The organism is Bradyrhizobium sp. LTSP857, assembly GCF_000938285.1.
In the GTDB taxonomy this organism is placed as follows: Bacteria; Pseudomonadota; Alphaproteobacteria; order Rhizobiales; family Xanthobacteraceae; genus Bradyrhizobium.
In genome coordinates this window covers 238,183-258,957 of the sequence record NZ_JYMS01000019.1, presented here as the reverse complement: position 1 = coordinate 258,957, position 20,775 = coordinate 238,183, and the positions used below count along the sequence as shown (strand labels likewise).

The 20,775-nt window shown below is 64.1% G+C and carries 20 protein-coding genes; 7 read left to right on the top strand and 13 right to left on the bottom strand.

Going from position 1 to position 20,775, the window contains the following annotated elements; genetic code table 11:
- Positions 1 to 20 precede the first annotated feature (20 nt).
- Positions 21 to 800: an SDR family NAD(P)-dependent oxidoreductase gene (locus UP06_RS10985; protein ID WP_045002550.1), complete on the top strand. Its 780-nt coding sequence runs from the start codon at positions 21 to 23 to the stop codon at positions 798 to 800.
- A gap of 190 nt (positions 801 to 990) precedes the next feature.
- Positions 991 to 1,878 carry a TauD/TfdA dioxygenase family protein gene (locus tag UP06_RS10980; RefSeq protein WP_045002549.1) on the top strand — a complete coding sequence of 296 codons (888 nt, stop codon included), beginning with the start codon at positions 991 to 993 and terminating at the stop codon, positions 1,876 to 1,878.
- A gap of 139 nt (positions 1,879 to 2,017) precedes the next feature.
- On the opposite strand, the gene UP06_RS10975 is transcribed toward UP06_RS10980, so the two are convergent.
- A complete protein-coding gene (locus tag UP06_RS10975; RefSeq protein WP_045002548.1) occupies positions 2,018 to 2,662 on the bottom strand; it encodes a YqgE/AlgH family protein in 645 nt (214 codons plus the stop codon).
- A 142-nt stretch (positions 2,663 to 2,804) separates the two neighbouring features.
- Between UP06_RS10975 and UP06_RS10970 the strand changes: the two genes are divergently transcribed.
- The 3 genes from UP06_RS10970 (at position 2,805) to UP06_RS10960 (ending at position 6,273) form a co-directional block, all read left to right on the top strand.
- Positions 2,805 to 3,644, top strand: coding sequence for a protein-disulfide reductase DsbD domain-containing protein (locus tag UP06_RS10970; RefSeq protein WP_045002547.1), 840 nt, complete (start codon positions 2,805 to 2,807; stop codon positions 3,642 to 3,644).
- Positions 3,645 to 3,878: 234 nt separating this feature from the next.
- The gene (locus UP06_RS10965; protein ID WP_045002630.1) at positions 3,879 to 5,246 is read left to right on the top strand and encodes an oligosaccharide flippase family protein; all 1,368 of its coding nucleotides are present in this window, start codon (positions 3,879 to 3,881) and stop codon (positions 5,244 to 5,246) included.
- Positions 5,247 to 5,448: 202 nt separating this feature from the next.
- Positions 5,449 to 6,273 carry a sulfite exporter TauE/SafE family protein gene (locus UP06_RS10960; protein WP_045002546.1) on the top strand — a complete coding sequence of 275 codons (825 nt, stop codon included), beginning with the start codon at positions 5,449 to 5,451 and terminating at the stop codon, positions 6,271 to 6,273.
- 122 nt (positions 6,274 to 6,395) lie between these two features.
- On the opposite strand, the gene UP06_RS10955 is transcribed toward UP06_RS10960, so the two are convergent.
- From UP06_RS10955 to cysG, 12 genes are all read right to left on the bottom strand, one after another.
- The gene (locus UP06_RS10955) at positions 6,396 to 7,184 is read right to left on the bottom strand and encodes a 3-hydroxybutyrate dehydrogenase (protein ID WP_045002545.1); all 789 of its coding nucleotides are present in this window, start codon (positions 7,182 to 7,184) and stop codon (positions 6,396 to 6,398) included.
- A 1-nt stretch (position 7,185) separates the two neighbouring features.
- Positions 7,186 to 8,364 carry a DUF3734 domain-containing protein gene (locus tag UP06_RS10950; RefSeq protein ID WP_045002544.1) on the bottom strand — a complete coding sequence of 393 codons (1,179 nt, stop codon included), beginning with the start codon at positions 8,362 to 8,364 and terminating at the stop codon, positions 7,186 to 7,188.
- A 78-nt stretch (positions 8,365 to 8,442) separates the two neighbouring features.
- Positions 8,443 to 8,946, bottom strand: a complete 504-nt coding sequence (locus UP06_RS10945) for a CAP domain-containing protein (protein ID WP_045002543.1) — start codon at positions 8,944 to 8,946, stop codon at positions 8,443 to 8,445.
- A gap of 88 nt (positions 8,947 to 9,034) precedes the next feature.
- Positions 9,035 to 10,072: a sulfate/molybdate ABC transporter ATP-binding protein gene (locus tag UP06_RS10940; RefSeq protein ID WP_045002542.1), complete on the bottom strand. Its 1,038-nt coding sequence runs from the start codon at positions 10,070 to 10,072 to the stop codon at positions 9,035 to 9,037.
- A complete protein-coding gene (cysW, locus tag UP06_RS10935) occupies positions 10,062 to 10,973 on the bottom strand; it encodes a sulfate ABC transporter permease subunit CysW (RefSeq protein WP_045002541.1) in 912 nt (303 codons plus the stop codon). Before cysW ends, UP06_RS10940 begins: the two co-directional genes overlap by 11 nt.
- Positions 10,974 to 10,983: 10 nt before the next feature.
- A complete protein-coding gene (gene cysT, locus UP06_RS10930; RefSeq protein WP_082081333.1) occupies positions 10,984 to 11,820 on the bottom strand; it encodes a sulfate ABC transporter permease subunit CysT in 837 nt (278 codons plus the stop codon).
- A gap of 30 nt (positions 11,821 to 11,850) precedes the next feature.
- The gene (locus tag UP06_RS10925) at positions 11,851 to 12,864 is read right to left on the bottom strand and encodes a sulfate ABC transporter substrate-binding protein (RefSeq protein ID WP_156162892.1); all 1,014 of its coding nucleotides are present in this window, start codon (positions 12,862 to 12,864) and stop codon (positions 11,851 to 11,853) included.
- A 112-nt stretch (positions 12,865 to 12,976) separates the two neighbouring features.
- The gene (locus tag UP06_RS10920) at positions 12,977 to 13,708 is read right to left on the bottom strand and encodes a phosphoadenylyl-sulfate reductase (protein ID WP_045002539.1); all 732 of its coding nucleotides are present in this window, start codon (positions 13,706 to 13,708) and stop codon (positions 12,977 to 12,979) included.
- Positions 13,705 to 14,220, bottom strand: coding sequence for a DUF934 domain-containing protein (locus UP06_RS10915; RefSeq protein ID WP_045002538.1), 516 nt, complete (start codon positions 14,218 to 14,220; stop codon positions 13,705 to 13,707). Before UP06_RS10915 ends, UP06_RS10920 begins: the two co-directional genes overlap by 4 nt.
- The gene (locus UP06_RS10910; RefSeq protein ID WP_045002537.1) at positions 14,207 to 15,862 is read right to left on the bottom strand and encodes a nitrite/sulfite reductase; all 1,656 of its coding nucleotides are present in this window, start codon (positions 15,860 to 15,862) and stop codon (positions 14,207 to 14,209) included. The genes UP06_RS10915 and UP06_RS10910 overlap by 14 nt, the downstream gene beginning before the upstream one ends.
- Positions 15,863 to 15,891: 29 nt before the next feature.
- On the bottom strand, positions 15,892 to 16,200 hold the full coding sequence (locus UP06_RS10905) for a DUF2849 domain-containing protein (RefSeq protein ID WP_045002536.1): 309 nt from the start codon (positions 16,198 to 16,200) through the stop codon (positions 15,892 to 15,894).
- On the bottom strand, positions 16,197 to 17,621 hold the full coding sequence (cysG, locus tag UP06_RS10900) for a siroheme synthase CysG (RefSeq protein ID WP_045002535.1): 1,425 nt from the start codon (positions 17,619 to 17,621) through the stop codon (positions 16,197 to 16,199). Before cysG ends, UP06_RS10905 begins: the two co-directional genes overlap by 4 nt.
- A gap of 236 nt (positions 17,622 to 17,857) precedes the next feature.
- On the opposite strand from cysG, the gene cysD reads away from it, so the two are divergent.
- Complete coding sequence (gene cysD, locus UP06_RS10895) at positions 17,858 to 18,652, top strand: sulfate adenylyltransferase subunit CysD (protein WP_045002627.1); 795 nt, start codon at positions 17,858 to 17,860, stop codon at positions 18,650 to 18,652.
- A 20-nt stretch (positions 18,653 to 18,672) separates the two neighbouring features.
- Positions 18,673 to 20,610 carry an adenylyl-sulfate kinase gene (cysC, locus tag UP06_RS10890; protein ID WP_045002534.1) on the top strand — a complete coding sequence of 646 codons (1,938 nt, stop codon included), beginning with the start codon at positions 18,673 to 18,675 and terminating at the stop codon, positions 20,608 to 20,610.
- Positions 20,611 to 20,775: the final 165 nt, after the last annotated feature.

Genomic DNA, 20,775 nt, shown 5'->3' with positions numbered 1-20,775 from the left:
GCACTCCGCGAGGAAACCGCATGTCCGACTTCAAGCAGCTCAGCCGGTCTGTGAAGGGCCTGACCGTTCTCGTCACCGGCGCTGCGAGCGGCATGGGCCGCGCGACTGCGCGCGTGTTCGCCGCTGAGGGCGCGAACGTCGCCGCAACCGATTACGACGAGCAGGGCGCGCTGGCCGTTGCGAAGGAGATCGCCGCGAGCGGCGGAACGGCGAAGGCGTGGAAGCTCGACGTCGCCGACGTCGGCGAGATCAAGCGCGTCGTCAATGACGTCGCGACGCATTTCGGCGGGCTCGACGTGGTCGTCAACAACGCCGGCATCTCCGTCCGCGTCGCGATCGACGACGAGGCGTACGAGGACGCCTGGGCAAAAGGCATCGCCGTGATGCTGACGGCGCATCCGCGCATCATCCGCGCTGCCCTTCCGCACCTGCGCAAATCGAAGAGCCCGCGCATCGTCAACATCGCCTCGACCGAGGCGCTCGGCGCCACCGCTCTGCACAGCCCTTATTCGGCGGCGAAGGGTGGCGTGGCGAGCCTCACCCGCTCGCTGGCTGTGGAGCTTGGCCGCGAAGGCATCACCGTCAACTGCATCTGCCCGGGCCCGATCCGCACCGCCATCACCGACCGCATCTCGGAAGAGCACAAGACCATCTACGCCAAGCGCCGCACCGCACTCGGCCGCTACGGCGATCCCGAGGAGGTCGCGCATATGACGCTGAGCCTGTGCCTGCCGGCGGCATCGTTCCTGACCGGCGCGGTGATCCCGGTCGATGGCGGCCTGATGGCGCGCAACGCGTGAGAGAGGTGTAGCCCGGATGGAGCGAAGCGCAATCCGGGGAGGTTTTTCCGTGGAGTGAGAGCCCCGGATTACGCTGCGCTCCATCCGGCTACGGGCTGCTATGCGCAGCCAGCGTTGACAACGCCGGATGCGGGAGTAGCTTTTTCGCCAACAGAGCGGGCCAACCGCTCGCGGTCCGCGGAGAAACGCCATGACGATCGCCATCCGGCAGCTTCAGACGCATTTTGCCGGCGAGGTTTCCGGCCTCGATCTGCGAAAGCCTCTTACCGAGAGCGAGGCGCGCGAGGTCGAGTCCGCCATGGACAAATACGCGGTGCTCGTCTTTCACGACCAGGACATCAACGACGAGCAGCAGATGGCCTTCGCGCTCAATTTCGGCCAACGCGAGGACGCGCGCGGCGGCACCGTGACCAAGGCGCAGGACTACCGGCTCCAGTCCGGCCTCAACGACGTCTCCAATCTCGGCAAGGACGGCAAGCCGCTGGCCAAGGACAGCCGCACGCATCTGTTCAATCTCGGCAACTGCCTCTGGCACTCCGACAGTTCGTTCCGTCCGATCCCTGCAAAATTCTCACTGCTCTCGGCCCGCGTGGTGAACCCGAAGGGCGGCAACACCGAATTCGCCGACATGCGCGCAGCCTATGACGCGCTCGACGACGAGACCAAGGCGGAGCTCGAAGAACTCGTCTGCGAACACTCGCTGATGTATTCGCGCGGTTCGCTTGGCTTCACCGAATATACCGACGACGAGAAGGCGATGTTCAAGCCGGTGCTGCAACGGCTGGTGCGGACCCATCCCGTCCATCGCCGCAAGTCGCTGTATCTCTCATCACACGCCGGCAAGATCGTCAGCATGAGCGTGCCTGAGGGGCGCCTGTTGCTGCGGGACCTCAACGAGCACGCAACGCAAGCAGAGTTCGTCTACGTCCACAAATGGAAGCTGCATGACCTCGTGATGTGGGACAACCGCCAGACCATGCACCGCGTCCGCCGCTACGACCAGTCCCAGCCCCGCGACATGCGGCGTGCGACGGTGGCGGGGACCGAGCCGACGGTGCAGCAGCAGGCGGCGGAGTAGCGCGTCATCCACCGTCGGAGGTGGTCATCGCCCGGCTTGACCGGGCGATCCAGTACTCCGAGACGTTTGTGATTGAATCGATCGGCCGCGGCGTACTGGATGCCCCGGTCAAGCCGGAGCATGACAGCGGAGAATGAGGCTACGCGTGCCCGGCCTCGTTCGACAGCATACCGGGATCGATGCCGATCTTGCGCAGGGCGCGTCCATACTTTTCGTCGACGTCATCGCCGAAGATCAGATCCGCATCCGCGTCGCAATGCAGCCAGCCATTGCTCTGGATCTCGGTCTCGAGCTGGCCCGGCGCCCAGCCGGCATAGCCGAGTGCGAGGATGGCGTGCTTGGGTCCGGAGCCCTTGGCGATCGCGCGCAGGATGTCCACGGTCGCGGTGAGGCAGACGCCGTCGTCGATCCGCAGCGTCGCGTTGTCGATGTAGAAATCGCTGGAATGCAGCACGAAGCCGCGGCCGGTATCGACCGGGCCGCCGCGCAGCACCTTCATGCTTTCGGCGTTCTCCGGCAGCTTGATCTGCTCACCCTTCTTGATGATCCCGAGCTGCACCAGGAGCTCGGGGAAATCGATGCTGCCGGCCGGATGGTTGACGATGATGCCCATCGCCCCCTCCGCCGAATGGGCGCAGAGATAGATCACCGAGCGCTCGAAGCGGGAATCGCCCATCACAGGCATCGCGATCAGGAGCCGGCCGTCGAGATACCCGGCCGAACTGGGAAACGCCGAGCCCGCGACCCGGGTGCTGTCGCCAGTCCTTTTGCCAGTAGGAGCCATCGGTAAAGCACTCCGGTTTCCATTCCTATCCTGATGTCGGGCTCGGCCGCTGTCAAATCAAGGCTTGCAGAGAGCTGATTCAAGTGCATCCATCACAAGCAATTCAATGGTTTGCCCCGGAGTGACCCTGTAAAGACGTGCCATGCTCAGCATAGTTCCCCTGCGTGCGGCGATGGGCGTCGCAACAACCTTGCTCGCGTCGTCGCTGGCGCTTGCGGCGCGCGCCGACGACGCCTCGCCATGGCAGCGCGACGGACATTCCGCGGTGCGGCTGCTGGCGGGGTCGCGCAGCGGTGCGGTCCTGCTCGGCGGTATCGCCTTCCAGATCCAGCCGGGTTGGAAGACCTACTGGCGCAGCCCCGGCGATTCCGGCGTTCCACCGCGATTCGACTTCTCGAAGTCGGATAATGTCGAGGCGGTGACGATCATGTGGCCGGCGCCGCTGAAGTTCGACGACGGCGCGGGCGGCCATTCGATCGGCTATCACGACCAGATCGTGCTGCCGCTCCGCATCGTTCCGAAGACGGCCGACAAGCCGGTCACGCTACGCGCCGAGATCAATTACGCAGTGTGCGAAAAGCTCTGCATTCCCGTCGAGGCCAGCGCCGAGCTTGGCTTCAACAGCGTCGCCTCGACCGAGGACGGCGCGCTGTTCGCGGCGCTCGACACCGTACCCAAGCCCGCCACGATCGGCGACCCCAATCCGCTGACCATCCGCGACGTCAAGCGCGACGGCGCCAAGTACGTGGTGGTCGATGTGGTTGCGCCGGACAAAGGCAACGTCAATCTGTTCGTGGAAGGACCGACGCCCGACTGGTCACTGCCGATCCCAGCGCCAGTCGAGCACAGCCCGCCAGGGGTGAAACGCTTCTCCTTCGAGCTCGACGGGCTGCCGCCAGGCGCCAAGCCCGACGGCGCAGCGCTGAAGTTCACGCTGGTCGGACCGGAGAAGTCGTACGAGTTCAATACGAATTTGGAGTGATGGTCGTCCTGGCGAAAGCCAGGACCCATTGCCACCGAAAGTGGTTGGACGAAGACTCGTGGTGACCAGCTCGCGCAGCAACTTCTCCCTGGGGTAATGGGTCCTGGCGTTCGCCAGGACGACAGGGGGGCCAGAGCAAGCTCCACCCAACCGAATCTTAACGAATGGTTGCTAATTCCCAGGGATACCGCACATGGCTGCCGCAGCATGCGGGACGCCTGGGGATTCTTCGAATTGGCCGTGATGGATGCAGAACCTGCCTCGACCGGACCGGCCGGCCTGATCGCACGGCTGCGGGCCAAATTGACGGGCGGCTCAAGCGAAGCGTCGCTGACGCGGCGGCTGGCCGGCACCATCTTCGTCATCCGCGTGATCAGTGCGGGCCTCGCCTATGTCGCGCAGGTCCTGCTCGCGCGCTGGATGGGCACGTCCGACTACGGCATCTATGTCTACGTCTGGACTTGGGTGCTGCTGCTCGGCAGCATGATGGATTTCGGCATCTCGGCCTCCGCACAAAAAATCATTCCGGAGTACCGCACCAGCGGCGAGCATGCGCTGCTGCGCGGCTTTCTCTCCGGCAGCCGCTGGCTGACCTTCGCAGTGTCCACGCTGGTGTCGCTTGCGCTTGCCGGTATCGTCAAACTGCTCTCGCCCTGGATCGATCCGGCCGAGGTGCTGCCGCTCTATATCGGCTGCATGACGTTGCCGGCCTTCGTTGTCGCCAACACCCAGGACGGCATCGCACGCTCGCATGACTGGATGCAGCTCGGCCTGATGCCGCAATTCATCATTCGCCAGGCGCTGATCATGGGCATCACGGCGTCTGCCTTCCTGCTCGGCTATCATCTCGGCGCGGTCGCTGCGATGGTCGCGAGCCTAGGTGCGGTGTGGATCGCGATGACCGGGCAGATGGTGGTGCTGAACCGCAAGCTCGCCGACCACATCGCGCCCGGTCCCAAGGCCTACGACATCGGCGGCTGGCTCGCCGTCTCGCTGCCGATCCTGCTGGTCGAGAGTTTTTACCTGCTGCTGTCCTACACCGATGTGCTGGTGCTCCAGCAATTTCGCCCCTCAGACGAGGTCGGCGTCTATTTTGCGGTGGTGAAGACGCTGGCGCTGGTGTCCTTCATTCACTACGCGATGTCGGCGACGACGGCGCATCGCTTTGCCGAATACAATGCGCTCGGCGACAAGGCGCGCCTGTCGGCCTACGTGGCGCACGCCATCAACTGGACGTTCTGGCCGTCGCTGGCGGCGACCGCCGTGCTGCTCGGGCTCGGCAAGCCGCTGCTGTGGCTGTTCGGACCGCAATTCGTGATCGGCTACGACATCATGTTCGTCGCCGCGATTGGCCTGGTGGTGCGCGCCGCGATCGGCCCGGTCGAGCGGCTGCTCAACATGCTCGGCCAGCAGAAGATCTGCGCACTGGCCTATGCGCTGGCCTTCGTGATGAACCTCGTGCTCTGCATCGCGCTGGTGCCGCGCTTCGGCGGCCATGGCGCCGCGGCCGCGACCTCGATTTCGCTGACCTTCGAGACGGTGCTGCTGTTCTGGATCGTGCGGCAGCGCCTTGGGCTGCACGTGCTAGCGTTTGGCAAGTAGTCAGACCGTACTCGTCCGTCCCCTCGCCTTTCCCCCACGCAACGTCCATTTCGCAAGACACTAGCTAATGGGGCAAAATGACTGCCTATTCCTCGATCCAGGCACGATTTTTCTTATTCGCCCGAAGCAGTTGCCTCTCTGTGAAAGTTTATTCTACGTCATATTGCCCTGCTGACGAGATAAACCTAAGATTCCCCAGACCATGATTGATCCACTCTACGTCGCCTCGGGATTCGGCGTCGGCCTGCTTGTCGGGATGACCGGCGTGGGAGGCGGCTCGCTGATGACGCCGCTGCTGATCCTGCTGTTCGGCATCCATCCCTCCACCGCTGTCGGAACCGACCTGCTCTATGCGGCCGCAACCAAGACCGGCGGCAGCGTCGTGCATGGCTGGTCGCGCAGCGTACACTGGCCGGCCGTGCTGCGGCTCGCCTGCGGCAGCATCCCCGCAAGTGCGCTCACGCTGCTCGTGCTGTGGAAGCTCGACCTCAGAGCCGATTCCGAGCGCAATCTGGTCAATCTGGTGCTGTGCTTTGCGTTGATGCTGACGGCGACATCGCTGATCTTCCGCAAGTCGCTCATGGAGCGCTATCGCCGGCGCCTGGAACAGGTCGACGCGCGCACCACGGCAATCGCGACCGTCGTCACCGGAATCGTGCTTGGCGTCCTGGTCTCGATCTCGTCCGTCGGCGCTGGTGCGGTCGGCGTGACGGTGCTGCTGCTGCTCTATCCGCGCCTGCCGATGGCGACCATCGTCGGCTCCGACATCGCGCATGCGGTGCCGCTGACGCTGGTGGCCGGCACCGGGCACTGGATGCTCGGCTCGGTCGACTGGCACCTGATGGGCGTTTTGCTGCTCGGTTCGCTGCCCGGCATCGTTCTCGGCAGCTACAGCGCGACGCGCGTGCCGGAAACAGTCTTGCGCTTCGCGCTCGCTAGCGTCCTGTTCGTGGTCGCCGGCAGGATCATGTTCACGGAATTGAACCTGTCATCCGCGATCGTGACGGCGCTGGCCTGGAGTCATTGAACGGAGCGTGGCGCCGTCTTGTAGGGTGGGCAAAGCGAAGCGTGCCCACCGCGTCTCCTCGATCAGAGAAGGATGGTGGGCACGGCGCTCGCGCGCCTTTGCCCACCCTACGGTCCGAGGCCCTACTCCGCGGTCCAGCCGCCATCGATCGAGAGGTTGGAGCCGGTGATCTGCGCGGCGTCGTCGCCGCACAGGAACAGCGCAAGTGCTGCGACCTGCTCGGAGGTGACGAACTCCTTGGTCGGCTGCGCATCGAGCAGCACGTCGTTGATGACCTGCTCGCGCGTGAGACTGCGGGCCTTCATCGTGTCGGGGATCTGCTTCTCGACCAGCGGCGTCCAGACATAGCCGGGGCTGATGCAGTTGCAGGTGATCTTGTTGGTCGCGACTTCCAGCGCCACGGTCTTGGTCAGGCCAGCGATGCCATGCTTGGCCGACACATAGGCCGACTTGAAGGGCGAGGCGACCAGCGAGTGCGCCGACGCCGTGTTGATGATGCGGCCCCAGCCCTTCTTCTTCATGCCGGGAACGGCGGCGCGGATGGCATGGAAGGCCGAGGACAGATTGATCGCGATGATCTGGTCCCACTTCTCGGGCGGGAATTCCTCGATCGGCGAGACGAACTGGATGCCGGCATTGTTGACGAGGATGTCGACCGAGCCGAACGACTTCTCACCGAGTGCGATCATCCCGGCGATCTCGGCAGGCTTGGTCATGTCGGCAGGCGAGTAGACCGCCTTCACGCCGAAGTCGGATTCGATCTTGGCGCGCTCCTTCTCGATGTCCTCGGGCGAGCCGAAGCCGTTGATAACGACATTGGCGCCGGCGGCGGCGAAGGCCCGCGCATAGGCGAGCCCGATGCCGCTGGTCGAACCGGTCACGACGGCGTTCTTGCCTGACAAACTACCCATGTTATTCGCTCCTTTTTGGCGGGGGCGCGGTGACGTCCCCCGTGAGATCGTAGGTCACCATGGTCTCGTCCGACTGCGGCCGCTCGAGCCAGTCCTTGTGGCGCATCGACAAATGCACGTCGCGCACGCCGCTTTCCCAATGCTCGACCATGGCGACATGCGAGAAGTCGTAGTCCTTGGACGAGGATTCATAGTTCTTGCTGCGATAGATCAGGTGCACCACCGTGACGGTGCTTTCGCGCGACGCTTTCGCCAGGTATTCGACGGACGGATCGTTCTTCAGATAATCCGGCAATTTGCCGATCAGGTCGCGCACCGCCCTGCGGGCGTTGTGGATCTGCTTGTTCTTGTCGGTGTTCATCCGCGTGCGGCTGGAAAAGCGGATGTCCTTCTCGCGCTCGGCGGCCTCGAGCAGAGAGGTCGGGAAATCGCCGCGGGCGCTGAACAGGTCGACCTGGAAGATCAGGAGGTCGCGATCGATCTCCGCATCGAGCACGAAGTCGAGCGGCGTGTTGGAAGCGATGCCGCCGTCCCAATAGTGCTCGCCGTCGATGAGCACGGACGGAAAGCCGGGCGGCAGCGCGCCGGAGGCCATGATGTGCTCGGGGCCGATCTTCTTGCCGAGTTTCTTGAACTCGTAATTGTCGAAATATTTGAAATTGCCCGAGGTGACGCCGACGGCGCCGACCGACAGGCGCGTCTTGAGATCGTTGATGCGGTCGAAATCGACCAACCGCTCCAACGTCTTCTTCAGGGGTGCGGTGTCGTAATAGCTCTCCGCCTGGGGATGGCCCGGCGGCCACATCGGCGCGGGCGGGACGCGCGGGACGAAGAAGCCCGGCACGCCGAAGGTCGCGATCAGCGCGGCGCTGGTGGAGTTGAACAGCTCGCGGCTGTGGTCGCTCTTGCCGAACGGCTTCCACGGCACCGGCGCCGAGACCATCTCCCAGAATTCCTTGAGCCGCTTGACGCGGGTGTGGCCCTCATTGCCGGCGATGATGGCGGCGTTGACCGCACCGATCGAGATGCCGGCGACCCATTCGGGCTCGAAGCCATAGCCGCACAGGGCCTGATAGCCCCCGGCCTGATAGGAGCCGAGCGCGCCGCCGCCCTGTAACACCAGGACACGTTGCGCATTCGCGGGGACGCTGGCGGATTCCGGGCTGTTATGATCAATCATGCGGGAACAATAGCAGATGGCGAGCGACCGTGGCGACAGTTCGCCGCGGCGTCAATGCATCCCGGGATCAAGTCTGGCTTATCGGGGGTCCGTCGACGCCAGGATCATGGTCCAGAACACCTTGTACTTGGTGCCCGGAGCATAGCCCGCCGCTATGCCCAATTTTGTGACACCGCTCTTGAGCATGTTGGCCCGATGAGGCGGCGAATCGCGCCAGCCGGAAAATGCTTCCGCCAGCGTATGATAGCCGGCCGAGACGTTCTCGACCGCCACGGTCGCGGGATAGTTGCCGGCACTGAGGCGCTTGGCCAAGGGCGCGCGGACGTCATGGTCCATTTTGTTGGCCGCCGCCATGGCCTGGGACTGCGATTCCGCAAGCCGCATCAGGTCGGGATCGATGGCGACGATGCCGAGGCCGTTGTTCTGGCGGTACTGCGAGATCATGATCGCCGCAGCCTGCGCATCGAGCTTGGAGCCCGGCACGGACATATCGGCATACATGGACGGCTGCTGAACCGGCGCTTCGTTGCCTGCACAACCGGCGAGCAGCAAAAGGAAGAGAATTGCGGCCGCGGCGCGCATGAATCAGGCCCCCAATGAGGGGCCGTTGTTGCATACCAACCGTGGCTGAAAGGTGAATTTTGCAGAAAATTCGAGCTGTCGTCGCGGCTCAGGCGCCCGCAAATATCCGGTAGCGCCGGGGATTTAGCCCGATCGTGTCGCCGGCCCGGAGTTCCTTGTCGCGCGGTGCGTCGATCTCGATGGTTTCGCCGCCGAGCAAGGCAATTTCGGCCCGCTGCACGGGACCGAAATTCCGCACATGCTGCACGGCGCCCTCAAAGGCGCCGCTGCCGGGCGGGCCGATCAGCATGTCATGTCGTCGTACGAACAGTTTTGACGCGCCAGGCGCAAGGCCGTCCGCGATCAGGGTGAGCGGTCGATCGCCAAGCCGGACCACGCCGCCTTCGACCTGGACCGGCAGCTCGATGGATTCGCCGATGAAGCCGTGCACGAAAGCTGTCGCCGGGCTCTCATAGACGTCATTGGGCGAACCGATCTGCTCGATCTTGCCCTTGTCCATCACCACGACGCGGTTGGCGACTTCCAGCGCCTCCTCCTGGTCATGGGTGACGAAGATCGAGGTGACGTTGATCTCGTGATGCAGCGAGCGCAGCCATTTGCGCAGCTCCTTGCGTACCTTGGCATCGAGAGCGCCGAAGGGCTCGTCGAGCAACAGGATACGCGGCTCGATCGCAAGCGCACGGGCCAGCGCAATACGCTGGCGCTGGCCACCGGAGAGCTGGCTCGGATAGCGGTCGGCGAGCCAGTCGAGCTGCACGAGATCGAGCAGCTCCTTCACGCGCACACGGATGGTCGCCTCGTCCTTGCGGATCGCACGCGGCTGCACGCGCAGGCCGAAGGCGATGTTCTCGAACACCGTCATGTGGCGGAACAGTGCGTAGTGCTGGAACACGAAGCCGACGTGACGCTCGCGCGCGCCCTGCGCCAGCGCGTCTTCGCCGTTGAAGGCGACTTCACCGGAGTCGGGCCAATCGAGCCCCGCGATGATGCGCAGCAGCGTGGTCTTGCCCGAGCCGGATGGGCCGAGCAGCGCCAGCAATTCGCCGTTGTCGACCTTGAGGTCGACACCGTCCAGCGCAGCAAAGCTCCCGAATTTCTTGACGAGATTCCTGACTTCAATGGTCACGGGCGTCGTGTCCTTCGTCCAGATGACTTTCGAGAACGGTTTTTGCGATCAGCGTGATCAGCGCCAGCATCGCCAGCAGCGAGGCGATCGCGAAAGCCGCGACGAACTGGTATTCGTTATAGAGGATCTCGACCAGCAGCGGCATGGTGTTGGTCTCGCCGCGGATGTGGCCGGAGACGACCGACACCGCGCCGAACTCGCCCATCGCGCGGGCATTGCAAAGCAGCACACCGTAGAGCACGCCCCATTTGATGTTGGGCAGCGTGACGCGGAAGAAGGTCTGCAAGCCGGAGGCGCCGAGCGAGATCGCGGCTTCCTCTTCCTGCGTGCCCTGCTCCTGCATCAAGGGGATCAGCGCGCGCGCCACGAAGGGGAAGGTGATGAAGGTGGTTGCAAGCGCAATGCCGGGCACCGCGAACAGGATCTGGATGTCATGATCGCGCAGCCAGCCGCCGAAATAGCCCTGCGCGCCGAACAGCAGCACGAAGACGAGTCCTGAGATCACCGGGCTCACCGAGAACGGCAGGTCGATCAGTGTGATCAGGAACGTCTTGCCCTTGAACTCGAATTTTGCAATCGCCCAGGACGCGACCAGGCCGAAGATGAGGTTGAGACCGACCGAGATTGCGGCGACGACCAGTGTCAGCCGGATCGCCGAAAGTGCCTCCGGCTCGGCGAGCGCGGCGAGATAGGCGACGATGCCCTTCGAGAAGGCTTGCGCGAACACCACCACGAGCGGCAGAACGACGAAGACAGAGAGGAACAGAATCGCCAGCGTGATGATGACGATGCGCACCGCTTTGGGCTCGGTGCGGAGGTTGTTGCGCGCAGCTGCCGCATGCGCGCGTGCCTTCGCATCGGGCGGGGAAAGCGAGACCGTATCGGCGATTTGCATCGTCATCGTCTCGACCTCAACGCGCCGGAATCCGGTTTTGCGCCCAGCGCTGCAACCGGTTCACGGCAAAGATGATGACGAAGGAGACAACGAGCATGACGACCGCGATGGCGGTCGCATCAGCATAGCGGAATTCGGACAGCCGGATCACGATCAGGAGCGGCGCGATCTCGGAGACGTTCGGCAGATTGCCGGCGATGAAGATCACCGAGCCGTATTCGCCGACCGCACGCGCGAAGGCGAGCGCGAGCCCGGTGAGCAACGCAGGCGCGAGCGACGGCAGGATCACGCGAATGATGGTCTGCCAGCGGCTGGCGCCAAGACTGCCCGCGGCTTCCTCAATCTCGGGATCGAGATCCTGGAGCACCGGCTGCACGGTGCGGACCACGAAGGGGATGCCTATGAAGATCATGGCGACGAAGATGCCGAGCGGCGTGAACGCCACCTTGATGCCGAGCGCCGCAAGTGGCGCGCCCAGCCAACCCTTCTCGGCGAACAGCGAGGTCAGAGCGACACCGGCCACCGCCGTCGGCAGCGCGAACGGCACGTCGACAATGGCATCGAACAGCCGCCGGCCGGGGAAGCGGTAGCGCACCAGCGCCCAGACGATGATGCTGCCCATCACCAGATTGACGCAGGCCGCGGCAAAAGCGAGTCCGAACGAGACACGCAATGCATTCAGCGTGCGGCGGCTGGAGAGGATGGCCCAGAACTGCTCGGGGCTCAGCTCAAAGGACTTCAGAAAGAGGCCGGCGAGCGGGATCAGGATGATCACGGACAGCCAGGACAGCGTCAGTCCCATCGTGAGACCGAAGCCCGGCAATGTCCGGCGTCGTACTGCGATTGCGCTCACCAGGCCCCCTGCTAAAGCGACAGCGCCCGATCAGTTTTTGTAGATCTGATCAAAGACGCCGCCGTCGGCAAAATGTTCCTTCTGCGCCTTGGTCCAGCCGCCGAACACATCGTCGATCGTGAACAGCTCGACCTTTGCGAAGGAGTTTTCATACTTTTTAGCGATCTCGGCATCACGCGGACGGTAGAAATTGCGCGCGGCGATCTCCTGACCTTCCTTGGTGTACCAATACTGGAGATAGGCATCGGCGACGTTGCGGGTGCCTTTTTTATCGGCAACCTTGTCGACGATCGCGACCGGCGGCTCGGCGAGGATCGATTGCGGCGGCGCAACGATCTCGAATTTTTCGGGACCGAACTCCTTCAGTGCGAGATACGCCTCGTTCTCCCAGGCGAGCAGCACGTCGCCGACGCCGCGCTCGACGAAGGTCACGGTCGCGCCGCGCGCACCGGTGTCGAGCACCGGTACCTGCTGGTAGAGCTTGCCGATGAAATCCTTGGCCTTGTCGACCGAGCCGTACTTCTTCTGCGCAAAACCCCAGGCCGCGAGATAATTCCAGCGCGCGCCACCCGAGGTCTTCGGGTTGGGCGTGATCACGGCGACGCCCGACTTGAGCAGATCGTCCCAGTCCTTGATGCCCTTCGGATTGCCCTTGCGCACCAGGAACACGATGGTCGACGTATAGGGCGATGAATTCTGCGGCAGGCGCTTTTGCCAATCCGCCGCAGTGAGGCCCTTGCCCGCGATGGCGTCGATGTCATAGGCGAGCGCGAGCGTCACCACATCCGCCTGCAATCCGTCGATCACGCTACGCGCCTGCGATCCGCTACCGCCATGCGACTGCTTGATCTCGACGCTCTTGCCGGTTTCCTTCTGATAGGCGGCCGCGAACGACTTGTTGAAGTCGGCGTAGAGCTCGCGCGTCGGATCATACGACACGTTCAACAGATTGATGTCAGCGGCGAGAGCCGAGCTTGCCAAGAAGCCTGTCACGAGCAGGCCAGCCGCGAGCGGAACGATACGGCGGATCATGTCCATCTCCATTTACCTCGACGACATCGGCGTCATCGATGGCATGCGGGCATAACTCGGGGCGAAACGCTCTTAAGTCAACGGAACCGGATTTTCTTGTTCGCGGCGCTGCAGCCTGACTGTGCTACGGAATCTTCATCGTGTGGATGCCGCATTCTGTCTTGGCGCGACCGCGCCAGCGACCGGCGCGTTCGTCCTCGCCCTCAGTCGTTCTGCTCGTGCAAGGCATACACCCAACCGACAGAAAACCGGACTCTGTGAGTGGATGACGCGGCAATTTGGCGCGGACGAAAATCGCCTCGAGCTCCTCGCGCGAGACGTTGGCAAAGGGATTGAACTTCAGCCGCGCGCCGTCGTCCTCGACCACCGGAATGTCGGCGCGCGCGTTGCCCTGGAAGCGCTTGCGCCCGTTGATCCAGGCCGAAAACGGCTTCAGTGCATGCGCCAGCGGTTCCACCTTGCGGATGCGACAGCAGGCATCAGGATCGGAGAACCAGAGGTCGCGGTCGGCATCCTCGCGCGACAGCGTCTCTTCCGCGGGCTTGATCGAACGGACATCCTTTAATCCCAGCGCCGCGATCAGCGTGTCGCGATAGGCCAGCGTCTCCTCGAACAACCAGCCGGTATCGAGGAAGATCACAGGAATCGCCGGGTCGACATCCGCCATCACCTTGAGCAGCGTCGCCGATTCCGTGCCGAACGACGACACCAGTGCAAGCTTCTCGCGACCCACCGCCTTCAGGGCCGCGGCGATAACCTCCGCGGGCGATGCATCGCGCAACGCGCGATCGAGCTCCTCCGCTAATGGCAGCGCAGAGACGGATACCGACGAAGCCTGAGGCGCAATTGCGTTCACGTGCCGACACCTTCGGAGTGACGCAACTGCATGCGCCGGTGCAGCGCCGTGATCCGGCCGTCACCGGTCGGCTGGTAGAACACCGAATAGCGCTTCGCCGTCTGCATGAAGGCTTCCGCATCGGCCTGCTTCTTGACCTCGAAGGAATCGAAGCCGGCGCGCAGCATGAACACGAACTGGTCGCGCAACACCTGGCCGGTGGCACGCAGCTCACCGCGATAGTTGTAGCGCTCGCGCAGCAATCGCGCCTGGCTGTAGGCGCGGCCGTCGCGGAAGCTTGGGAACACCAGCGCGACGACGGCGATCTTGCCGAGATAGGGCACGAGCTCGGCGATATCGCGATTATTCGGCCAGATCACGCCGATCTTGCCGCCGCGCTTCAGCAACGCGTCCGCATCGCTCAGGAAGCGCTCGGCCGGCACCAGGATGTCGCCGCCCTCGGGCAGCTGCGTGTCGACGGCAAGCTTGACGAAGCCGTCCGCGACGATCTTTCCGCCGTTAACGAGTGGCATAGACGCGCTCCTTGAAGGGTTCGACACCGAGGCGCTTCACCGTGTCGACGAACAGCTCCTCCGGCCGCTCGCGCAGCGCCAGATAGGCTTCCACGATGTCCTCGACGACGTCGGCGACCTCGTCGAACTTGACACCGGGACCGATCAGATTGCCAAGCGCGGCATTCTCGTCGGCACGGCCGCCGATGGTGATCTGGTAGACCTCCTCGCCGTTCTTCTCGACGCCGAGAATGCCGATATGACCGACATGGTGATGGCCGCAGGCGTTGATGCAGCCGGAGATGTTGATGTGCAGCCGGCCGATCAGATTGGCCAGCTCGTGGTTGGCAAAGCGCCGCGTCAGCTCTTGCGCGATCGGGATCGAGCGCGCGTTGGCCAGCGAGCAATAATCGAGCCCCGGGCAGGCGATGATGTCGGTGATCAGATTGACGTTCGGCGTCGCGAGGCCAAGCTTGTCGAGCGCCTTCCACAGCGCCGGCAGGTCGCGCTTCGCGACATGCGGCAGAGCCAAATTCTGCTCATGACCGACGCGGATTTCGCCGAAGGAATATTTGTCGGCGAGATCGGCGAGCGCATCCATCTGCTCGGCGGTGGCATCGCCCGGAGGCGCGCCGATCGGCTTCAGCGAGATCGTGACGATGGAGTAGCCCGGATTCTTGTGCGAGGTCACCGAATTCTTGCGCCACACCTCGAAGTCGGGATCGGCCGCAGCTTGCCGCAACTCGTCCGGCATGTGCGGCAGCTTCTCATAGGCCGGATAGATGAAGCGCGAGCGGATGTCCTCGATCACCTCGTCGTCGATCTGAAGCGAGGAGTTGCGGATATGCTGCCACTCCTCCTCGACCTCGCGGGAGAACTTCTCGATGCCGAGCTCGTGCACCAGGATCTTGATGCGCGCCTTGTAGATATTGTCGCGGCGTCCGTACTGGTTATAGACGCGCAGGATGGCCTCGATATAGCTCAGGAGATCGCGGCCATGGACGAAGTGCTTGATGGTCTTGCCGATGAACGGGGTGCGGCCGAGGCCGCCGCCGACTAGAACCTCGAAGCCGGTCTCGCCCTTCTCGTTCTTGATCAGACGCAGGCCGATATCGTGAACCTTGATCGCGGCGCGATCGTGGTCCGATGCGGTGATCGCGATCTTGAACTTGCGCGGCAGGAACGAGAATTCCGGATGCAGCGTGGTGTGCTGACGGATCAGCTCCGACCAGATGCGCGGATCCTCGATCTCGCCGGGCGCGACACCAGCCCACTGGTCCGAGGTGACGTTGCGCATGTTATTGCCGGAGGTCTGCATCGCGTGGATGCCGACCTCGGCGAGATCGGCCAGCGCATCCGGCAGGTCCGAAAGCTTGATCCAGTTGAACTGGATGTTCTGGCGCGTGGTGAAATGGCCGTAGCCGCGGTCATATTTGCGCGCGACATGGGCCAACTGCCGCAACTGGTTCGACGCCAGCGTTCCATAGGGAATCGCGACGCGGAACATATAGGCGTGCAGTTGCAGATAGACCCCGTTCTGCAAGCGCAGCATCTTGAATTCGTCCTCGGTCAACTCGCCCGAGAGACGGCGTTGCACCTGGTCGCGGAATTCCGAGACGCGCTCGTTGACCAGCGTGCGATCGATTTCGTCGTAAGCGTACATGATTAAATGCCTTAGAGCTCGACCCGCGGTTAAACCGGCAAGTCGATTGTCACACCATCGCGGCGGATCTGCTCGCGCAGATTTCCGGGCACGATCTTGCCATCCTCACCGATCTGGACCGGAGCGATATAGGGACCAATCGCACCGACGTCATCGGCCACGGCCTCGGCGAGCAACGCTTTCGCCTCATCGGAGTTTCGCACGATCGCGGCGTCCGCGAGGTCAGCCGACCAGCCCTTGGCAGCGGTGCGGTAGACGACGACACCATCCCAGGTGCGGTTGGCGGTCACCACGGAGGAACCGGCGATTTTGAGTTTCTGTTGCAGAGGAGAGGTCATTCGGCAGCATCCAACAGGTCAGAGATGATTTGTTTGGGGGTTTCGCGGCGAAGCGAACCGGCATGCCGGACCACGTCGCCGATGATGAGGATGGCGGGACCGCCATTGGTCCGCCGCACGAGCTCGGGCAGGTCGCGCAGCGTGCCGATCGCGCCTTGCGCATCGGGCCGCGTCACGCGGGCAAACACGCCGACCGGCGTTTCCGGCGAGCGGCCGGCTGCGAACAGGCCGGCGCGGATAGCGGGCGCAGCTGTCAGGCCCATGTAGACCACGACGGTCATTTTGGTATCGGTCAGCGTCGACCAATCCACCGTTTCGGCATCGCGCGCCTTGTGCGCGGTGAGGAAGGTGATGCGGGTCGCTTCATGACGGTAGGTGAGCGGCACCTCGAAATCGGCGGCGCCGCCGAGCCCGGCGGTGATGCCGGGAATGATGGAATAGGCGATTCCGGCCGCGCGCAGGGCTTCGACCTCCTCGCCACCGCGACCGAACACGAAGGGATCACCGCCCTTCAGCCGCACCACGCGCTGGCCGGATTGCGCCGCCTCGATCATCCGTTTGTTGATGGCGTCCTGGCCGATGCCGGGCTTGCCGATACGGCGGCCGACCGGAACGCGCGTGGTGTCGCGGCGAATGCGGTCGAGGATTTCAGGTGAAACCAGTTCGTCATGGAAGACGACATCGGCATCCTGCAACGCGCGCAGCGCCTTGATGGTGAGAAGATCGGGATCGCCGGGGCCGGCGCCGACCAGCGCGACGGAGCCTTCCGGCTTGTCGGCACGCGCGAACGCGGACGGATCGGAAATAGCCTTGAGCGTCGCGTCCGCCTCGCCTTTGCGGCCGGCGAGCACGGAGGCGCCGATCGGCCCGTCGATCACGCGCTCCCAGAAGCGACGGCGCAGCGGAAACTCGGCGATGCGCTCATTGATGGATTTGCGGAAGCCGCCGATGAACTCGGCGAGCTCGCCAATGCGTGCCGGCAGCAGCGCCTCGATCTTCTCGCGCACGCGCCGCGCCACCACCGGCGACGTTCCGCCGGTGCCGACCGCGACCACGACATCGCCGCGATCGACGATCGCGGGAAAGATGAAGCTGGAATGGTCGAGATCGTCCATGACGTTGACGGGCAGGCCCAGCGCCTTGGCGCGGACCGACATCGCCACGCCGACATCGCCCGCACCCGCGCAGACGATCGCGATGACGCCGGCAAGATCGGCGGTGAGCGGATCGCCAGCCGCGATGTCTATGCGCGCTGCATCCTCGGAGCTGACGCCCAGATCATGATTGCCGTCGATCGCATGCACGCGAATGCGCGCGCCGGCCGCGGCGAGCACGCGCAATTTGGCGCGCAAAAGCTCGCCCGCGCCGATGAGGACCACCGGACCGGCCTTGAGATCGAGGAACACCGGCAAGAACCGCATGCGACACTCGCTTCCCCCACATCCGGGGTTGACTGGAATTATTTTCTATATATGTGTCGTTCTGAGTGCGCAAAGAGAAAATTTTTTCTTCTCTTCTGCACCGCAACTATAGAATTTTCGCCTCCAAACGCAAAGTGGCAGAGATGCATCTTCTCAGCACTGATTCCGGCGCAGATCGACTGGGCTCCGCGACTCCCGTTTCCCGGCATATTTCGGTCGAGCCGACCGCCCCGAGCATGGACCATCTCGACCAGCTGGAGGCGCAGAGCATCTATATCTTCCGCGAAGCCTTCGGCCGCCTGAAGAAGATCGCCCTGTTGTGGTCGCTCGGCAAGGACTCCAACGTCATGATCTGGCTGGCGCGGAAAGCGTTCTTCGGCCGCCTGCCATTCCCGGCTCTCCATGTCGACACCGGCAAGAAGTTTCCCGAGATGTATCGCTTCCGCGATCATTACGGCAAGGAGTGGGAACTCGATCTCCGCGTCGAGCCCTGCCCGCCGATCGATGCCGTCGACCCAACGCTGCCGCCGGCCGCCCGTTCCGCCGCGCGCAAGACCGAAGGGCTCAAGATGGCACTCGGCAAATACGGCTTTGACGGCCTGATCGCCGGCATCCGCCGCGACGAAGAAGCCACCCGCGCCAAGGAGCGCGTGTTCTCGCCGCGTGGCCTGGAAGGCAATTGGGACGTACGCGACCAGCCGCCGGAGTTCTGGGATCATTTCAATGCGTCGCCGCCGCAAGGCGCGCATTTGCGCATCCACCCGATCCTGCATTGGACCGAGGCCGACATCTGGGCCTACACCAAGCGCGAGAACATCCCGATCATCCCGCTCTATCTGTCCCAGAACGGCAAGCGCTACCGCTCGCTGGGCGATCAGGACATCACCAACCCGGTGAATTCGACCGCGTCGAACATCGACGAGATCCTGATCGAGCTCGAGCAGACCAAGGTGCCGGAGCGCGCCGGCCGCGCGCTCGACCACGAGACCGAGGACGCCTTCGAGCGCCTGCGCGTCGCCGGCTATCTCTGACCTTAGGACGCACCGCGGCTATGAACATGATCGTCACCCCCGCTTCGCCTGCGATCCCGAACGGCACCAATTCGATGCCAAATGGCACGACGCGACCGCAAGTGCGGATCGTCATCGTCGGCCATGTCGACCACGGCAAGTCGACCCTGGTCGGCCGCCTCTTGCACGAGACCGGCAGCCTGCCCGACGGCAAGATCGAGATGCTGAAGGCAGTCAGCGCGCGGCGCGGCATGCCGTTCGAATGGTCATTCCTGCTCGACGCGCTCCAGACCGAGCGCGACCAGGGCATCACCATCGACACCACGCAGATCCGCTTCCGTACCAATTCACGCGACATCGTGCTGATCGACGCGCCCGGCCACGCCGAATTCCTGCGCAACATGATCACCGGCGCTTCCCAGGCCGACGGCGCGGTGCTGATCATCGACGCGCTCGAAGGCGTGCGCGACCAGACCCGGCGGCACGGCTATCTCCTGCATCTGCTCGGCGTGAAGCAGGTCGCTGTTGTCGTCAACAAGATGGACCGCGTTGATTTCTCGGCCGATCGTTTCAAGGCGATCAGCAATGAGATTTCGGCGCATCTGCAAGGCCTCGGCGTGACGCCCACGGCCGTGATCCCGATCTCCGCCCGCGACGGCGACGGCGTCGCCGAGCGCACCGACCGGATCGGCTGGTACAAGGGCCCGACCGTGGTCGAGGCGCTCGACGCCCTCGAGCCGGCGCGTCCGCTCGAAGCGCTGGCGCTGCGGCTGCCGGTGCAGGCGATCTACAAATTCGACGACCGCCGCATCGTCGCGGGCCGCATCGAATCCGGCAGCCTGATTGCCGGCGATGAGATCGTGATCATGCCCGCCGGCAAGATCGCCAAGATCAAGACGGTCGAGAGCTGGCCGGTGACGCCGGTCGCGGGCCGTCAAGGCGCGGGCCGCTCGGTCGGCATCACACTCGACCGCGAGCTCTTCATCGAGCGCGGCGACATCATCGCGCATGCCAATGCCGCCCCGCGCGAGACGCGGCGGCTGCGCGCGCGCATCTTCTGGCTGCACGACAAGCCGCTCGCCCAGGGCGACCAGCTGCTGGTGCGCTGCGGGCCGAAGGAAAGCCGCGCCACCGTCGTTGCGATCGAGAAGGCCGTCGACCCCGGCGAACTCTCGAGCATCGAGAACAAGGCGATCGGCCGCAACCATGTCGGCGAGATCGATATCTCTCTGTCCAATCCGATCGCGACCGATCCCTACACCGACAATCCGCGCACCGGCCGCCTCGTCATCGAGGTGTCCGGGCGCATCGCCGGCGGTGGTCTGGTGCTGTCGGTCGATGCAGGCCAGCGTGCCGTGCCGGTCGACATCGTGCCGGTGGAATCGGCGCTTCGTCCCGACGAGCGCTCCGCGCGCTACCAGCACAATGGCGCGGTGGTCTGGCTCACAGGCCTGCCGGCCTCCGGCAAGTCGACGCTGGCCAAGGCTTTGGAACGGCGGCTGTTCACCAATGGCGGCTCGCCGATCCTGCTCGACGGCGACACGGTGCGCGCGGGGCTCAACAGCGACCTCGGCTTCACCGCGCATGATCGCAGCGAGAACATCCGCCGCCTCGCGGAAGTCGCGACGCATCTCGCCCGCAACGGCCACATCGCGATCGTCGCCGCGGTCTCGCCCGCCCGCGAGGACCGCGCCACCGCGCGCCGCATCGCGGATACCGCATTCCGCGAGATCCATGTCGCAACGCCGGCCGACATCTGCGAGGAGCGCGATCCCAAGGGCCACTACAAAAAGGCCCGCGCCGGTGCGCTTGCCTCTTTCACAGGCATCGGCAACGACTACGAGAAGCCGGAGGCGGCCGAGCTCGTGATCGATACGTCGACGCGGACCGTCGCAGATGCGGCGGACGACATCGAGCAGATGCTGAAGGCGACCGGCGTACTGTTCGACGAGGTCGTGGACCTCGCGGCGAATATTTGAGGGCACTCTCGTTGGTTGGCGCACAGCCACCACACATGTGGTGCGTTCCCTCCCCCCTTGCGGGGGAGGGCTAGGGAGAGGGGTCCACACGGGGACTCTCTCCATCGACAACAGCATTCCGCTCCGTCGAATTCATACACACCTCTTCCTGGGCTACCCCTCTCC

Bases quoted from the DNA above. Each gene is read 5' to 3' on its own strand.
- UP06_RS10970 (WP_045002547.1), top strand. From the start codon at position 2,805: ATGCTCAGCATAGTTCCCCTGCGTGCGGCGATGGGCGTCGCAACAACC.
- cysD (WP_045002627.1), top strand. From the start codon at position 17,858: ATGGACCATCTCGACCAGCTGGAGGCGCAGAGCATCTATATCTTCCGC.
- cysW (WP_045002541.1), bottom strand. From the start codon at position 10,973: ATGACGATGCAAATCGCCGATACGGTCTCGCTTTCCCCGCCCGATGCG.
- UP06_RS10950 (WP_045002544.1), bottom strand. From the start codon at position 8,364: ATGATTGATCATAACAGCCCGGAATCCGCCAGCGTCCCCGCGAATGCG.
- UP06_RS10975 (WP_045002548.1), bottom strand. From the start codon at position 2,662: ATGGCTCCTACTGGCAAAAGGACTGGCGACAGCACCCGGGTCGCGGGC.
- UP06_RS10915 (WP_045002538.1), bottom strand. From the start codon at position 14,220: ATGCCACTCGTTAACGGCGGAAAGATCGTCGCGGACGGCTTCGTCAAG.
- UP06_RS10960 (WP_045002546.1), top strand. From the start codon at position 5,449: ATGATTGATCCACTCTACGTCGCCTCGGGATTCGGCGTCGGCCTGCTT.
- UP06_RS10945 (WP_045002543.1), bottom strand. From the start codon at position 8,946: ATGCGCGCCGCGGCCGCAATTCTCTTCCTTTTGCTGCTCGCCGGTTGT.
- UP06_RS10955 (WP_045002545.1), bottom strand. From the start codon at position 7,184: ATGGGTAGTTTGTCAGGCAAGAACGCCGTCGTGACCGGTTCGACCAGC.
- UP06_RS10925 (WP_156162892.1), bottom strand. From the start codon at position 12,864: ATGGAGATGGACATGATCCGCCGTATCGTTCCGCTCGCGGCTGGCCTG.
- UP06_RS10910 (WP_045002537.1), bottom strand. From the start codon at position 15,862: ATGTACGCTTACGACGAAATCGATCGCACGCTGGTCAACGAGCGCGTC.
- cysC (WP_045002534.1), top strand. From the start codon at position 18,673: ATGAACATGATCGTCACCCCCGCTTCGCCTGCGATCCCGAACGGCACC.
- UP06_RS10980 (WP_045002549.1), top strand. From the start codon at position 991: ATGACGATCGCCATCCGGCAGCTTCAGACGCATTTTGCCGGCGAGGTT.
- UP06_RS10985 (WP_045002550.1), top strand. From the start codon at position 21: ATGTCCGACTTCAAGCAGCTCAGCCGGTCTGTGAAGGGCCTGACCGTT.
- cysG (WP_045002535.1), bottom strand. From the start codon at position 17,621: ATGCGGTTCTTGCCGGTGTTCCTCGATCTCAAGGCCGGTCCGGTGGTC.
- UP06_RS10905 (WP_045002536.1), bottom strand. From the start codon at position 16,200: ATGACCTCTCCTCTGCAACAGAAACTCAAAATCGCCGGTTCCTCCGTG.